The organism is Streptomyces sp. MCA2 (assembly GCF_023544705.1).
Classification (GTDB): Bacteria; Actinomycetota; Actinomycetes; order Streptomycetales; family Streptomycetaceae; genus Streptomyces; species Streptomyces decoyicus.
Window position 1 is genome coordinate 94,384 of the sequence record NZ_JAMJFM010000020.1, and the last position, 15,338, is coordinate 109,721.

At 71.6% G+C, this 15,338-nt stretch carries 9 protein-coding genes, 1 pseudogene and 1 riboswitch; of the genes and pseudogenes, 6 read left to right on the forward strand and 4 right to left on the reverse strand.

Annotated features, from left to right (window positions below; translation table 11 throughout):
* Positions 1-3: 3 nt before the first annotated feature.
* Positions 4-1,602: a solute carrier family 23 protein gene (locus tag M8I34_RS18795; protein WP_250050577.1), complete on the reverse strand. Its 1,599-nt coding sequence runs from the start codon at positions 1,600-1,602 to the stop codon at positions 4-6.
* Between the two features lie 389 nt (positions 1,603-1,991).
* Here M8I34_RS18795 and M8I34_RS18800 point away from each other — a divergent pair, with 389 nt between their 5' ends.
* The 3 genes from M8I34_RS18800 (at position 1,992) to M8I34_RS18810 (ending at position 6,278) form a co-directional block, all read left to right on the forward strand.
* Positions 1,992-4,352 carry an FHA domain-containing protein gene (locus tag M8I34_RS18800; RefSeq protein ID WP_250050578.1) on the forward strand — a complete coding sequence of 787 codons (2,361 nt, stop codon included), beginning with the start codon at positions 1,992-1,994 and terminating at the stop codon, positions 4,350-4,352.
* A 16-nt stretch (positions 4,353-4,368) separates the two neighbouring features.
* Complete coding sequence (locus M8I34_RS18805; RefSeq protein ID WP_250050579.1) at positions 4,369-5,232, forward strand: hypothetical protein; 864 nt, start codon at positions 4,369-4,371, stop codon at positions 5,230-5,232.
* A gap of 65 nt (positions 5,233-5,297) precedes the next feature.
* Complete coding sequence (locus M8I34_RS18810; protein WP_250050609.1) at positions 5,298-6,278, forward strand: serine/threonine-protein kinase; 981 nt, start codon at positions 5,298-5,300, stop codon at positions 6,276-6,278.
* Between the two features lie 91 nt (positions 6,279-6,369).
* On the opposite strand, the gene M8I34_RS18815 is transcribed toward M8I34_RS18810, so the two are convergent.
* Positions 6,370-7,692 carry a streptophobe family protein gene (locus tag M8I34_RS18815; RefSeq protein ID WP_374210935.1) on the reverse strand — a complete coding sequence of 441 codons (1,323 nt, stop codon included), beginning with the start codon at positions 7,690-7,692 and terminating at the stop codon, positions 6,370-6,372.
* A gap of 276 nt (positions 7,693-7,968) precedes the next feature.
* On the opposite strand from M8I34_RS18815, the gene M8I34_RS18820 reads away from it, so the two are divergent.
* Both M8I34_RS18820 and M8I34_RS18825 read left to right on the forward strand, forming a co-directional pair.
* Positions 7,969-9,285, forward strand: coding sequence for a DUF6777 domain-containing protein (locus M8I34_RS18820; RefSeq protein WP_250050580.1), 1,317 nt, complete (start codon positions 7,969-7,971; stop codon positions 9,283-9,285).
* Positions 9,286-9,507: 222 nt separating this feature from the next.
* Entirely contained in the window at positions 9,508-10,689 is a 1,182-nt protein-coding gene (locus M8I34_RS18825) for an Ig-like domain-containing protein (RefSeq protein ID WP_250050581.1), read from the forward strand.
* A 15-nt stretch (positions 10,690-10,704) separates the two neighbouring features.
* On the opposite strand, the gene M8I34_RS18830 is transcribed toward M8I34_RS18825, so the two are convergent.
* Together M8I34_RS18830 and M8I34_RS18835 are read right to left on the reverse strand one after the other, a co-directional pair.
* Positions 10,705-11,154, reverse strand: coding sequence for a hypothetical protein (locus M8I34_RS18830; RefSeq protein WP_250050582.1), 450 nt, complete (start codon positions 11,152-11,154; stop codon positions 10,705-10,707).
* A gap of 311 nt (positions 11,155-11,465) precedes the next feature.
* A complete protein-coding gene (locus tag M8I34_RS18835; protein ID WP_250050583.1) occupies positions 11,466-12,524 on the reverse strand; it encodes an aldo/keto reductase in 1,059 nt (352 codons plus the stop codon).
* Positions 12,525-12,687: 163 nt separating this feature from the next.
* Positions 12,688-12,875, forward strand: a riboswitch (cobalamin riboswitch).
* A gap of 173 nt (positions 12,876-13,048) precedes the next feature.
* Here M8I34_RS18835 and metE point away from each other — a divergent pair.
* Positions 13,049-15,337 (forward strand): annotated as a pseudogene (gene metE / locus M8I34_RS18840) (5-methyltetrahydropteroyltriglutamate--homocysteine S-methyltransferase); the annotation flags it as partial.
* Position 15,338 lies beyond the last annotated feature (1 nt).

Below are 15,338 nucleotides of genomic sequence, written 5' to 3' on the forward strand. Positions count from 1 at the left end.
GGCTCAGTGGGTGGGGGTCCCCCAGGGCGGGCCCTGCGGTCCGGCCGGACCCGGCGGGTACTGCGGGCCCTGCGGGTGCTGCGGGCTCTGCGGACCCGGCGGGTAGAGGCCCTGCGGAGGCTGCGGGCTCTGCGGCTCGTACGGACCCGCCGGCCCGGGGGTGCCGGCCGGCTCGTGCGCACCGGTCGGACCGTGCGCCTCAGCCGGCTCGTCCTGCTCGATGTCGTCCCAGTCGATCTCCATCGTGCTGCGGCGGGTGAAGACGTTGAAGAAGAGGTTCAGCAGGACGGCGGTCAGACTGCCCAGCGTGATCCCGCTGTTGAGGACCGCCCGGACGTCCTCCGGCATCCGCGCGAAGAACGGCTCGACCGCGTTGGGCAGCAGCGCGGCGGCGAGGCTGACGGCCAGGATCAGGGCGTTGCGCTCCTCGCGCAGATCCACCTTGCCCAGGATCTGGATACCGACCGCGGCGACCATGCCGAACATCGCGATCGCGGCGCCGCCGAGCACCGGATGCGGAATCGCGGCCACCACACTGCCCGCCTTCGGCAGCAGCCCCAGAATGATCATGAAGCCGCCGGCCGCGACCACCACGAACCGGCTCATGACCTTCGACATCCGCACCAGGCCGATGTTTTCGGCAAAGGCCACGTAGGGGAAGGAGTTGAACACACCGCCGAGGACGGTGGCGACACCGTCGGCGCGCAGGGCGTTGGCGACGGTGTTGTTGTCGACCTTCTTGCGGGTGATCTCCCCGATGGCGTAGACGTCTCCGGTGGTCTCCACCATGGTGATCAGCATGACGACGACCATGGCGATGATCGGGAACAGCTCGAACTTCGGCATTCCGTAGTGGAAGGGCGTGCTGACACCGAACCAGTCGGCACTCTGCACCGCGCTGAAGTCCACATCGCCGAAGAGCCAGGCGACCGTGGTACCGGCGACGAGGCCGAGCAGGACGGCCAGACTGCTGAAGTACGGCTTCCCGAGCCGGACCACGAGCAGGACGAAGAGCAGGGTGCCCAGCGCATAGGCGAGGTTCTTGGGATCGCCGTAACCGGGGTGCCCGATCAACTGCGCACCGCCGGCCGCGTCCTGGAGGCCCTGCGGGATCAGGGTGAGGCCGATGATGGTGAGGATCGTGCCGATGACGACCGGCGGGAAGTACTTCACCAACTTGCTGAAGAACGGCGCGAACAGGAAGGTCGCTATGCCCGCGGTGATCACCGCGCCGTAGACGACGAGCAGTCCGGCGGTGCCGCCGCCCGCGCCCAGGCCGATGGCGATCATCGGCGAGACCGCGGTGAAGGTGACCCCCTGGACCAGCGGCAGCCGGGCGCCGATCTTCCAGATCCCGAGGGCCTGGATGATCGAGGCGACACCGCAGGTCAGCAGGTCCGCGTTGATCAGATAGACGAGCTCCTCGTGGGAGAGGCCCAGGGCGTTCCCGAGGACGATCGGGACGATCACCGCTCCCGCGTAGAAAGCGAGGACGTGCTGGAAACCGTAGAGGGTGAGCTTGCCGACGGGGAGCACCTCGTCGACGGGGTGGGCCTGCTGGCGGGAGAACTGCTGGGGTTCTTGTCGGGAGACTCGTGCCATCTCTGCCTTGCCTTCGCGAGGTAGGTGAATAAGAAGGAACCGGCACCGTCGCATCCCCGGGGACGGACGGGCCGGCTGGGTCTTACAAAGCCGACGTTGAGCGGTGTTGCCGACACCACGTAGCCCTGCGCTGCACTGTGCGTCCTGGTTCGGCAGGACTTCCGTCGATCAGCGCGGCAAATTCCGGCATTTCCATGGAATTTACAGGTGGGACTAATCGGAGCGGTTCACCTTAGTTGACCTGCACCGTTTCTCGCGAGTAACCGGTCGTATTCGCTCACACAAAAGGGGATCATGCACCGAAATCCCGTTTTGAGAACGGGCTTTGTATGCCGCGGCGACGTGTGCGCCAACAGGCGGGGCCCGGTCCGCCGCCGTAGCATTTCGGTATGGCTGAGCGGCAGGATGCGCCCACCGCACCGGAACTTGTCGTCGAGTCCGACGGCAGCACCCAGGTGATGAATCCCAGCCGCGTCTATCACGTAGGGCGGGACCCCGAGAGCGAACTCGTCATGAGCGACGCCCGGGTCTCCTGGCATCACGCCGTGCTGCGCACCAGATCCGGCCATTGGACGGTGGAGGACGAGGGCAGCACGAACGGCACCTACGCCGACGGGCGGCGGGTGCAGGAGACCGATATCGGACCGGGCAGTGTGATCCGGTTCGGCAACCCCGCGGACGGCCCGTGCGCGGTGCTCTCCGGGGTGTCACCGCCCCGGGAGGCACCGCCGCCGACCCGGGTCGAGCGGCCCTCCGCCGTCTCGTATCCCGCCGGCACCCGCACCTTCCGCAGCCCCAGCGCGGTACGGCCGCTGCCAGCCGCCCGGATCACCCGTATCGGCCGCGCGCCCGACAGCGACCTGGTCGTCGACGACCTCACGGTCTCCCGGCGGCACGCGGAGCTGCGGGCGGGCCCGGAGGGCTTCGAGATCGTCGACCTGGGCAGCCACAACGGCACCTACCTCAACGGCCGGGCGGTGGACCGGGCGCCGATGATCCCCGGCGACATCGTCGGCATCGGCCACTCCGCGTTCGCGCTGGTCGGCGACGAACTCCAGGAGTTCATCGACACCGGCGAGGTCTCGCTGGACGTGCAGGACCTGGCCGTACAGGTCGACAAGGGCAGAAAGACGCTGCTGGACAAGGTGTCCTTCCCGGTGGGCGAGAAGTCGCTGCTGGCCGTCGTCGGACCCAGTGGCGCGGGCAAGTCGACGCTGCTCAACGCGCTGACCGGGCTGCGCCCCGCGGACCACGGCACGGTGCTCTACGACGGCCGTGACCTCTACCGCGACTACGCCGAGCTGCGCCAGCGCATCGGACTCGTCCCGCAGGACGACATCCTGCATCTTCAGCTGACCGTCCGCCGGGCGCTCGGCTACGCCGCGCAACTGCGCTTCCCCGAGGACACCGCGAAGGCCGAGCGGCAGGCGCGGGTCGACGAGGTGATCCATGAACTGGGCCTCGAACAGCGGGTGAACCAGCCGATCCACAGCCTCTCGGGCGGCCAGCGCAAGCGCGTGAGCGTGGCCCTGGAGCTGCTGACGAAACCGTCGCTGCTCTTCCTCGACGAGCCGACCTCCGGTCTCGACCCCGGCATGGACCGCTCCGTCATGCATATGCTGCGCGGCCTGGCGGACGACGGCCGGACGGTCATCGTCGTCACCCACAGCGTGCTGAGCCTGGATGTCTGCGACCGGCTGCTGGTCCTGGCGCCGGGCGGCACGATCGCCTACTACGGGCCGCCGGACGAGGCGCTGGCGTACTTCGGGTACGAGCAGTGGCCGGAGGCGTTCGAGGCCTTCGAGAACGACAAGGAGCGTGACTGGCAAGGTGAGTTCCGCGCCTCGCCGCTGCACCGGCGCTACATCACCGGGGACTCCCATCAGCCGCTGCGTCCCCCCGAGGCGCCGCGGGGGCCGGTGGCCGCGCCCAAGGCGCAGAGCTGGGGCAAGCAGCTCAACACGCTGGTCCGGCGCTATGCGGCGGCGCTGACCGCCGACCGGACCTTCCTGATCATCATGGTCGCGCTGCCCTTCGTGATGGGGGCGATGGCGCACGCCCTGGCCGGGTCCTCGCTCGCCAAGGGCTCGGCCGCGATCAACGCGCTGCTGATCCTGTGCGTGGGAGCGGTGCTGACCGGCGCCGCCAACGCGGTGCGTGAGCTGGTCAAGGAGCGGACGATCTATCAGCGGGAGAGAGCCGTCGGCCTGTCCCGCTCGGCGTATCTGATGTCCAAGGTGCTGGTCCTGGGTGTCATCACGATCGTCCAGGCCGTGGTGCTGACCTTGGTGGCGCTGTTCGGCGTCCAACTGCACGCACCGGGCGGCAAGGGTGTGTTGCTGCCGCCACTGCTCGAAATCACCCTCGCGGTGGCCCTGTTGGCCTTCACCGCCATGATGCTCGGCCTGTTCGTGTCCGCGCTGGTGCGGAAGGAGGAGGTCACCATGCCGCTGCTGGTCCTCCTCGCGATCATCCAGGTCGTGTTCTGCGGCGCGCTGCTCAAACTGAACGGCGTACCAGGGCTGGAGCAGCTGGCATGGCTGGTGCCGTCCCGGTGGGCGCTGGGGGCCATGGCGGGCACCATCGATCTGCACCGCCTCGTCCCGCAGGGGACCTCGGACCCGTTGTTCCAGCACAGTCCGGGAACCTGGCTGCTGAACATGGGCATGATGGTCGTGCTCTCACTGCTCCTGGGATTCGTGGTCACCAAGCTGCTGCGGCGGCGCGAGCCCGAAATCATGCGCAAGTAGCGCCGAGGAGCCGCCTGTGACCGCGCCCGAGTTCCTCCCCAGCCATGTCGTCCCCCCGGAAGGGATGGCGACCTGGACGGCGCCGGACACCACCCGGCCGACCGCGCCGCTCGATCCGCTGCTGCCGGTCCAGGTCGTCGAGCGCCGCGGCGACTGGGCGCGCGCACTGTGCTCCAACGGCTGGTCGGCCTGGGTGGACGGCCGGCTGCTGCTGTCCGTACCGCACGAGCCGCCGGCCGCGGCTCAGCCCGCCGCCCGGACCGCGGACCCCCGTCCGCTGCTGGGCGCGGTGGAGAGCGACCTGAGCCGCTACCGGCAGCTGATCGAGGAACTGGCCGCCGGCCGGCTGGACGGCGAGTCGTTCACCCGGCGCACCCGGGGCACCCGGCTGGGGGTGGTCGTGGACGGCGATGCGGTGTGGCTGTACGACGCACGGCACGAGCGGTGGTGCTTCTGCGACGGGGTGTCGTTGCAGACGTACGCGGTGACGGCGGGGCCGTCGTCGCGGTCGGGGGAGCGAGCGGCGTCGGGGGCGAGCTCCGGGGAACAGGACGAGCCGGGAGGGGCGGCGGACCCGGCCGAACGGGCCGAACCCGTCGAACCGGCCGCCCTCCCCGACCCGCCGGGCGACGCCGGGAGCGGGACGGAGATCGGGAACGGGACGGAGCGCGGGAACGGGGCCGAGCGCGGGGCCGGGGCAGGGGCAGCGGCCGAGCCGAAGACCGAAACCGGGTCCGGTTCCGGGCCGGAAGCCGATGCGCCGCGTCCGTCGGACGGTCAGCCGGCCCCGCCGCCCCCGCCGGACCCCGACCGGACCCGGGCCGTGCGCCCCGGCGAGTCCCCGCCGCAGCCACCGAACCCCGTGGGTGACCTCCGGTGAACAACGACGAGCGGGAAGCGCCCCACCAGCGCCAGGAGCGGTCCACCGCTCCCGACTCCTCAGGGCTGAGCGGGCGCCGGATCGCCGAGTACCTGCTCCAGGACGAGATCGGCCGGGGCGGGATGGCGGTGGTCTACCGCGCGGAAGATCTGCGGCTCGGCCGTACCGTGGCGGTGAAGCTGCTGGCGCCCGAGCTCGCCCGGAACGACACCTTCCGCCAGCGCTTCGCCCATGAATCGCGGGTGGCCGCGGCGATCGACCACCCGCACATCGTGCCGGTCTTCGAGGCCGGGGAGACCGACGGCGTGCTCTACATCGCGATGCGCTACGTCCGGGGGCGGGATCTGCGGGCGCTGCTCGACCGCGACGGACCGCTGTCTTTGGAGACCGCCTGCCGGATCGCCCTCCAGGTCGCCTCCGCGCTGGACGCCGCCCATGCACACGACCTGGTGCACCGGGACGTCAAACCGGGCAACATCCTCATCGCCGAGGGCACCGACAGCGACCGCCCCGAGCACGCCTATCTCACCGATTTCGGGCTGACGAAGAAGTCCCTGTCGCTGACCGGGTTCACCAGCGTCGGCCAGTTCGTCGGCACGCTCGACTATGTGGCGCCCGAGCAGATCTCCGGCCGCCCGGTGGACGGCCGCTGCGACGTCTACAGCCTGGCCTGCGTCCTGTTCGAGATGCTGACGGGGGCACCGCCGTTCCGGCGCGATGACGACATGGCACTGCTGTGGGCGCACCAGTACGATCCGCCGCCGGCAGCCACCGAGCTGCGCCCGGATCTGCCGGAGGCCGTCGACGCGGTCTTCGCCGAAGCCCTGGCCAAGGTGCCCGAGGACCGCTACGAGACCTGCCGGGGGTTTGTGGCGGCGCTGCGCGCGGCCGGGCGGACCGCTGCCCCCGGGGCGGCCGCGGGCACCCCGCCCGAGCACGCCATGACACAGGTGGACGCCCAGGCGGACCCGGGCGGCCGGCGCAGCGCCGCTCCCCCGCCACCGCCGCGCTGGGCGACCCCGATGTTCCCGGGCCGCGCGGGGTAGTCAGGGGCTGCTACGGCTCCCGCGCCACACGGCGTCCCGGCACTGCGGCGCCCGCACTTCATGGGTCCACCGGAGATCGGGTCGCCGCCCCCTAGCGCTCCCGCGCCTCGTCCGCCTCCCGTACCTCGCCCGGATGCCGTACCCGCCGGGCCGACACGCTGCCGACGAAGCCGGTGACCAGCCCCCAGGCGAGGCCGACGCCCACCAGCCGGAGCAGTTGCGGGTCGAGGGTGATCTTGCCGCCCAGGTCGCCGCCGAGGTCGCCGAGGCCGATCAGGGAGAGTCCGTAGTGGGCGGAGATCCGGGTGAGCAGTCCGACGATGAGCAGGGTGAGCGCCAGTGCCACGGCCATCTCGACGGCGTGCCGCCAGGCCGGCCGCCGGGCCGGGGAGCGGACCGCCGCGGTGAAGGCGGCGACGAGCAGCACCACGGCCGCCACCGCCACCAGGTACCAGACCCGGCCGTCGTAGCGGGAGAGCGAGCCGAGGTCGAGGGTCCGCTGCCCGTCGGCGCGGAGCGCCTCGGCGAGGGCGGGCGGCAGGGGCAGTCCGATGGCTTTGTCGACATGGCCCACCCAGGCGCCGCCGGTGCCGATGCCCAGCGCCATCCAGGCGAGGTTCGGCAGTCCGAGCAAGATGACGGCGAGGGTCTGGGCCGGGCGCCCGTTGGTGCAGAGCTCGACGATGCCGGCGACCAGACCGATCACGACATAGCCGAGCAGTGTCATCAGCATCGCGAAGGCGGGCGGCCGTACGGAATCCTGGAAGTGCAGCAGCCGGGAGGAGAGCGGGGCCCGGCGCGAGACGACGAAGGTCAGCACGAGCAGCGCCAGCACCCACAGCAGCCCGAACCCGAGCGTCGCGGGCACATCGGCGCGGAAGCCGAGGGTGGGGGTGGCGCCCAGCTCGGCGCCGAGCTGTTCGGCGAGGCCGTTGCCGACGGAGATCCGGAAGCTGTGCCGGGCGGCGAGCGTGAGCAGCAGCAGAAGCACCAGCCAGCACACCGCCGTTCGGGCGATCCGGGCGAGCAGCTCCCGGGTGCCGGCCACCGCCCGGTGGCGCAGCGGCAGCAGGAAAACGGCGGCGGTCACCAGCGCGCCGGCGAGCGTGACCGACAGCGGTACGACGTCGAGCGCGGCATCGGCCTGCGCGAGGTTGCCGACGTCGCCGTAGAGACCGACCGAACCGCCGGCCGCGACCAGCACCGTGGCCGCGACCACGGAGGGGAACGCACCGCCGGGAAGGTCCGCCGCGCCCGCCGCCCACAGGCCGAGTGCGGCGACCACGAGCATGGTGACGAGGCCCGCCACGGCCGCGCCGAGCGCTTGTGCCCAGGCCAGTACGGCGGGCGGTGCGCCGTGGCGGCGGACCGGGCCCGGCGAACCGTCCGGCGCGGGGCCTCGCATCTGGCTCACGCTCTCTCCTGCCGGTCACGGGACCGCGTACCCACGATCCGTCTGGAAGGACCTCTCGGCCGACATGCACGGACTTCTGGCCATCCGTCACAGCGGGGCAATGAGCCCAACTCTGTACATGTCCAGCATTCACGGCATGCACGCACCACCGTAAGCAGCGGCGCGCCACCCCGCTTGCGGACGGCATCACACCCGGGCACACAATGGTCTGGACATTGACAAAAACGGGCAAAATTCGCACCGCCGGATGGCCCGCCAGCGTCGGAAGAGGGACCCGTGACATCTCCACCGCCGCCTGACAGCCACCCGACCGGCCCCCCGTCGGGCCCGCTGTCCGGCCCGTCCTCCGAACCGTCGTACGAGCCCACGCAGGTGGGCCCGGCACCGGGGCGGACACCGCCGGAGGAGCCCACCGAGCCGGGATCCCGCATTCCCCCGGGCGGCCCCGGTGAGGGCGACGGAGGCGGCGGGGGCGGAGGCGGCGGTTCCGGGCGCGGCGGGGGCGGCGGCGCAGGCGGGGCGGCCGGGGGCGGCAAGCCCTGGTGGCGGTCCGCGCCGCGGGTCGCCATCATCGCGGCCGCCGTGGTCGCCGCAGTGATCGTGACGATGGTGCTCACCCGGCCGAGCTCCGGCACCAGCGAGGTGTTCGCCGAACCGGCCGCCTCGACCGGCCAGGACCCGGTCACCAAGTCGACGGCGAACGACTCCTCCCCGACCTCGTCCGCCAAGCCCAGAAAGCCGTCCGGCGGCGGGAACAGCACCTTCGAGGGCGCGACGCCCGGCCTCTACGGCGGTACCCGGAACAGTGCGAGCTGTGATGTCGAGAAGCAGATCACGTATCTGACCGGCAGCCCCGAGCGGAACCAGGCGTTCGCCGGGGTCCTGGGCAGGAAGCCGGGTCAGGTCCCGTCCTATCTGCGGTCGCTGACGCCCCTACAGCTGGCCTACGACACCCGGGTCACCAACCACGGTTTCAAGGACGGCAAGGCCACCGCCTTCCAGTCGGTCCTCCAGGCCGGCACGGCGGTCATGGTCGACTCGTACGGGGTGCCGCGGGTGCGCTGCAAGTGCGGGAATCCGCTCACGGAGCCGACTCCCCTCCAGGGCAATGTGAAGACGGTCGGTACCAAGTGGCCCGGATACGAGCCCTCGAACGCGGTCGTCGTCAAGCCCGCGAAGACCAAGATCAAGGAATTCGTGCTGCGCGACCCGAAGACGGGCAAGTGGTTCAAGCGCCCCGAGGGCAGCACCGGCACCACGGACACCCCGACGGCTCCGCCGGACGAAACCCCCAGCGGGCCCACGACCTCCGAGTCCCCGCCGAACGGCTCGCCGTCGGCCGGTGAGACCTCGACGGGGACATCCGGCCCCCCGGGCTCGGACACCGGCACGGCCTCCCCCGAGTCACCGGCGGACACCGGAGGGTCCGACACCACCGGCGGGCCGAGCGACCAGTCCCCGACCGCCTCCGAGGGCACGACCGGCGGAGACGCAACCGGCGGCTCGACCGGCGGGGGGACACCGGGCAGCAGCGGGTCACACGGGGGCGAAGTCACCCAGCCGGGAGGCGGCGACACACCGCCGTCCAGCTGAGGCAGGCCGCATACGGGAGCGCGGCGGGCAGCCGGCAGGCCGCCCGCCGCTTCGTCATGTCTCCGAAATCGAACTGTGTCCTAATGATCCGGCACACCGGACAACCACCGAAGCAGACAAACCCTCTGTACATGCGGCGGGCGCATCGACGGCCCTGGACGGATATCCCCGCACGGGACCGGGCCCCGCCACTGTCAGTTGTTCTGCTTTGGAGGGATCCCCGTGTACGCCGGATCACGTCGCCACCCCGCCCGGTTGATACCCGCTCTGATAGCGGCGGGCACGCTGTTGAGCGCGTGCGGGTCGGGTGCCGACGCGTCGAAGTCGGACCAGCCCGCGGCGAAGGTGACCGTCACCCCGGCCGCCGGAAACACCTCGGCCAAGCTCGGCTCCGAGATATCCGTGCGGGCCGACGGCGGAAAGCTCACCTCGGTCGAGGTCAAGGACGACAAGGGCGGCACGGTCGCCGGGCGGCTCGCCGGTGACGGCGCGTCATGGAAGTCGGACGGCAAGGTCAAGCCGCAGACCACCTACACGGTGCAGACCAGGACCAAGTCGACGCAGGGCAAGGAATCCTCCGCCACGTCGAAGTTCACCACGGAGCGGGCCGACAAGGTCAACAAGCTCACCAACACCCCCGGCGGCGGGCAGACGGTGGGCACCGGAATGCCGGTGTCGATCCTCTTCGACCACCCGATAGCGAAGGACCGGCGCGCCGACATCGAGAAGGCGCTGAAGGTCACCACCCAGCCGAAGGTGCAGGGCGCCTGGGGCTGGGTCAAGGACTACTCCGGCAAGGACCGGATCGACTGGCGTCCCAAGGACTACTGGCCGTCCGGCACCAAGGTCTCCGTCAAGGGCGCCCTGTCCGGGATCAACTCCGGTGACGACGGCGGCTGGTTCGCCCGCGACTACGACTTCGGCTTCCGCATCGGCGCCGACCACAAGGCCGTCATCGATGTGCCCTCGCACACGCTGACGATGTACGAGAACGGCAAGAGCGTCGGCAGCATCACCGGCTCCGCGGGCTCCCCGCAGGACCCGACCCGCGGCGGGGTGCACACCGTACGCAGCAAGAACGCGGCCGAGACGATGGATTCCGCCACCATCGGCCACGGCGACGAGTGGAGCCTGCCCTCCAAGTGGGTCACCCACCTCACCGCGTCCGGGACCTTCCTGCACTCCGCCCCGTGGAACAAGTCGATCGGTGTGGAGAACAACAGCCACGGCTGCTTCGGCATGACGACCTCGGACGCCAAGAGGATCTACGACTTCCTGCCGATCGGCTCCACGGTCGAGGTGAAGGGCACCGCCAACACCAACAAGACCGACGTCGGCAACGGCCTGGAGGTCTGGCAGGAGAGCTGGGAGCAGTGGCAGCAGCGCAGCGCGCTGACGCACTGACCCTGCGCGGGACGCTCATCTGCGGTGCCTGCCGAGGACGCGGGGGCGGGTGAGCAGCAGGAAGACGGTGGCCAGGGCGGCGACGGCCTGGGCCAGGGCGGCGAGCTTCTTCTCGCCGCTCCAGCCCGGTTCGTACATGTCCGGCAACGGCCCCGGCGCGCCGAGATCCACGTAGGTGTAGAGGAGCAGCAGCGCGAGCCCGCCCGTCGCGACGAGCCAGGCGAAGGTGTCGGCCGCCGGGCGGCGCCAGGTCAGCACGAGCAGGGCGGCGAGCACGGCCAGTGCGGCGTCGACGCGGAACAGCAGGCCCTGGCCGAGGGTTGCCGTGACCTCGTCGTACCGGCCGGCGAGCCGGGCGTGGACGTAGGCGTCCACGGCCAGCCCGGCCGCCGCCAGCAGCCGCGCGACACCGCGGGCGACCCGGCGGGGCCGCCCGCGCTCCGGTACGGAGTTGTCCAGTGCCACGGCTTCTCCCGGCCTCACGGTGAGCGACGGCAGCCGGGCCGGCGGACGGTGGGCGAGGCCTTCATGTACGGGTGGACGCCGCGGGGTCCGCGGCGGACAAGGCGGCGGTGGCCGCGGCGACAGCCGTCCTGGCGATCTTCCTCATCGGGCGTCCGTCTCCTTCGGTCCGGCCGGTCCGGCCCGCGCGGGCCACACCCACCTCACTAGACCGCAGACGCCGCCGCCCGGCCATCCGGGCGGCGGCGTTCGGCGTACCGGGCAGCCGGCCGCCGGGGCGGCGACGTGGCACCGTACGCGGCGATACGTACGGGTCAGCAGATCTCGCTCGTCGTACGGCGGTACGTGGAGCGCCGGTCATCGATCTCGGACCAGCGGTCGCCGTAGACGTTCTCGGTGATGCCCGGCTCCCGCAGGAAGTCGTGCGGGAAGCCCAGCGGCACCGCGCTGCACCGGTCGAGCCGCGCCAGCGCGTCGGCGTCCAGCGTGACATCGACGGCGGCCAGGTTGTCGAGGAGCTGGCTCTCCTTGGTGGCGGCGACGATCGGGATGATGTTGCCGGGCCGGCTGCGCAGCCACGCCAGCGCCACCTGCGCCGGGCTCCAGCCGCCCTGCTCGGCGATCTCCAGCACCGCGGTGACGGTCTCCTCGGCGTGGTCGTCGAGCCGGCCGTCCTCGCCGACGACATCCAGCCGGCCCGTCTCACCACGGCGGTACTTGCCGGTGAGCCGGCCCGCCGCGAGCGGCGCCCAGGCCAGCACGGCCAGGTCGAAGGCGCGGGCCTGGGGCAGCAGTTCGCGCTCCGGGGTCCGCTCCAGCAGGTTGTAGCGCAGCTGCGAGCCCGCGAACGCGGTCCAGCCGCGCAGCTCGGCGAGGGTGTTGGCCTGCGCGATCTCCCAGGCCGGCCAGTCCGAGACGCCGACGTAGAGCACCTTCCCGGACCGGACCACGTCGTCCAGCGCCCGCATCACCTCCTCCACGGGCGTGAAGTTGTCCCGTGCGTGCACCCACAGCACATCGAGGTGGTCGGTGCGCAGCCGGTCCAGGCTCGTCTCCACCGACCGGACGAGGTTCTTGCGGTGGCTGCCCGCCGCGTTCACCTCGCCCTTGCGGGTCGCGCAGGTGTACTTGGTCCCCAGGACGAAGCTGTCCCGGCGGCCTTCGAGCAGCTCCCCCAGGATCCGCTCCGAGGCGCCTTCGGTGTAGTTGTTGGCGGTGTCGATGAAGTTGCCGCCCGCGTCCGCATACGCGTCCAGGATCCGGCCGCTGGTGTCCTTGTCCGCGCCCCAGCCCCAGTCCTCGCCGATGGTCATGGTGCCCAGGCTCAGCTCGCTCACCCGCAGACCGGTCCTGCCGAACAGTGTGTAGCGCACGTGGTTCCCTTCGATCGGGGCAGCTCTCCTGTGGTGCGCTCACGCTAGGAGCTGGAGCGCGCTCCAGCGCAAGACGCGGCCCGGCGGCGGCGTCCGGTTCCGGCCGCGGCCGGGGCACGGGCCGGGAGGGGCGTTGACGGCATGCCCTAGGGTGGCCGCAGCAACTGGTTCGCCCTGCCCGCCAGGCAGGCGCGTCGCAAGAGGGAACCCGGTGGAAATCCGGGACTGCCCCGCAGCGGTGAGTGGGAACGACCGCCGTCATACGCACTGGGCCCGGCCGGGTCTGGGAAGCGACGGCCAGTAGATGTCCGCCTTCGGCGGACGTGCCCGCGAGTCCGAAGACCTGCCAGTGCCCCCGCGCGACCGGTGCGCGGGGAGATCTCGGTGACCTCGAGGGCGGGTCGGCGGACATCAGACGGGCATCACACGGCGGCAATGCGCCGGGGTCCGTCCGGTTTGCCGTCCCTTCGCGTCCTCGACCCGTCCCCGGGGTCCATGGAGACACACTCGCGAAGGAGAGTTCCGTGACCAGCACGTCCGCAGCCGCGGCAGCACACGCCACCGTGCACGGCTATCCCCGTCAGGGGCAGCACCGTGAACTGAAGAAGGCCATCGAGGACTACTGGAAGGGCCGCGTCGGCGCCGACGCCCTCCGCGGCACCGCCGCCGAGCTGCGCCGCGGCAATTGGCAGCAGCTCGCCGAGGCCGGTGTCCACGAGGTGCCGACCGGCGACTTCTCGTACTACGACCACGTCCTGGACACCAGCGTGATGCTCGGCGCGATCCCCGCCCGGCACCGCGCCGCGGTGGCCGCCGACCCTCTGGACGGCTACTTCGCGATGGCCCGCGGCACGCAGGACGTGGCGCCGCTGGAGATGACCAAGTGGTTCGACACCAACTACCACTACCTGGTACCGGAGTTGGGTCCGGACACGGTCTTCGCCGCGGACTCCGCCAAGCAGGTCGCCGAGCTGACGGAGGCACTCGGTCTCGGCCTCAGCGCCCGCCCGGTCCTCGTCGGGCCGGTGACCTATCTTCTGCTGGCCAAGCCCGCGCCCGGTGTCGCGGCCGGTTTTGACCCGTTGACGCTGCTCGACCGGCTGCTGCCCGTCTACGCCGAGGTGCTCGCCGATCTGCGGGCGGCCGGCGCCGACTGGGTGCAGCTGGACGAACCGGCGCTGGTGCAGGACCGCTCCCCCGCCGTGCTGGACGCCGCGGCCCGCGCCTACCGCGATCTCGGCACGCTCGGCGACCGCCCGCGGCTGCTGGTCGCCTCGTACTTCGACCGGCTGGGCGAGGCGCTGCCCGTGCTGGCCAAGGCGCCCGTCGACGGACTGGCGCTGGACTTCACCGGTGCCGCGGCCGGCAACCTCGGTGATCTGGCGGCGGTCGGCGGGCTGCCCGGCAAGCGGCTGGTGGCCGGTGTCGTCAACGGCCGCAATGTGTGGATCAACGACTTCGAGAAGTCGCTGGCCACGCTGGGGACCCTCCTCGGCCTGGCCGACCGGGTCGATGTCTCGTCCTCGTGCTCGCTGCTGCATGTGCCGCTGGACGCCGCCGCCGAGCGGGACATCGACCCGCAGATCGCCCGCTGGCTGGCCTTCGCCCGGCAGAAGACCGCGGAGGTCGTGACGCTGGCGCGTGGCCTGGCCCAGGGCACCGGCTCCATCGCGGCCGAACTCGCCGCCAACCGCGCGGACTTGTCCTCCCGGGCGGGTTCGGCGCTCACCCATGACCCGGCGGTGCGCGCCCGTGCCGCGGCCGTCACCGACGCCGACGGCCGCCGTTCGCAGCCGTACGCCGAGCGCGCCGCCGCCCAGCGCGCGCACCTGGGGCTGCCGCTGCTGCCGACCACCACCATCGGCTCGTTCCCGCAGACCGCCGAACTGCGCACCGCCCGCGCCGATCTGCGGGCCGGGCGGATCGACACCGCGGGGTACGAGGAGCGCATCAAGACCGAGATCCGCGACGTCCTCGGCTTCCAGGAAAAGGCCGGCATCGACGTCCTGGTGCACGGCGAGCCCGAGCGCAACGACATGGTCCAGTACTTCGCCGAGCAGCTCACCGGCTACCTGGCCACCCAGCACGGCTGGGTGCAGTCCTACGGCACCCGCTACGTCCGCCCGCCGATCCTGGCCGGGGACATCTCCCGCCCCGAGCCGATGACGGTCCGCTGGACGACGTACGCCCAGTCGCTCACCGACCGGCCCGTCAAGGGCATGCTCACCGGTCCGGTCACCATGCTCGCCTGGTCCTTCGTCCGCGACGACCAGCCGCTCGGCGAGACCGCCCGGCAGGTGGCGCTCGCCCTGCGGGACGAGGTGAACGACCTGGAAACAGCCGGGAGTTCGGTGATCCAGGTCGATGAGCCCGCGCTGCGCGAGACGCTGCCGCTGCGCACCGCCGGCCATGCGGAGTACCTGGCCTGGGCCACCGAGGCGTTCCGCCTCACCACCAGCGGGGTCCGCCCGGACACCCAGATCCACACCCACATGTGCTACGCGGAGTTCGGCGACATCCTTCAGGCCATCGACGCTCTCGACGCCGATGTCATCAGCCTGGAGGCGGCCCGCTCCCATATGCAGGTCGCCGGGGAGCTCGCCACGGCCGGCTATCCGCGCGAGGTGGGGCCCGGTGTCTATGACATCCACTCGCCGCGCGTACCGGACGTGGACGAGGCAACGGCACTGCTGCGCAAGGGACTCGGTGCCATCCCTGCCGAACGGCTGTGGGTGAACCCCGACTGCGGCCTGAAGACCCGCGGCTGGCCCGAGGTGCGCGCCGCACTGGAGAACCTGGTCGCCGCGGCCCGCG

What these genes read in the sequence shown, in the direction of transcription:
- M8I34_RS18795 (WP_250050577.1), bottom strand. Translation starts at nt 1,602, where the DNA reads ATGGCACGAGTCTCCCGACAAGAACCCCAGCAGTTCTCCCGCCAGCAG.
- M8I34_RS18800 (WP_250050578.1), top strand. Translation starts at nt 1,992, where the DNA reads ATGGCTGAGCGGCAGGATGCGCCCACCGCACCGGAACTTGTCGTCGAG.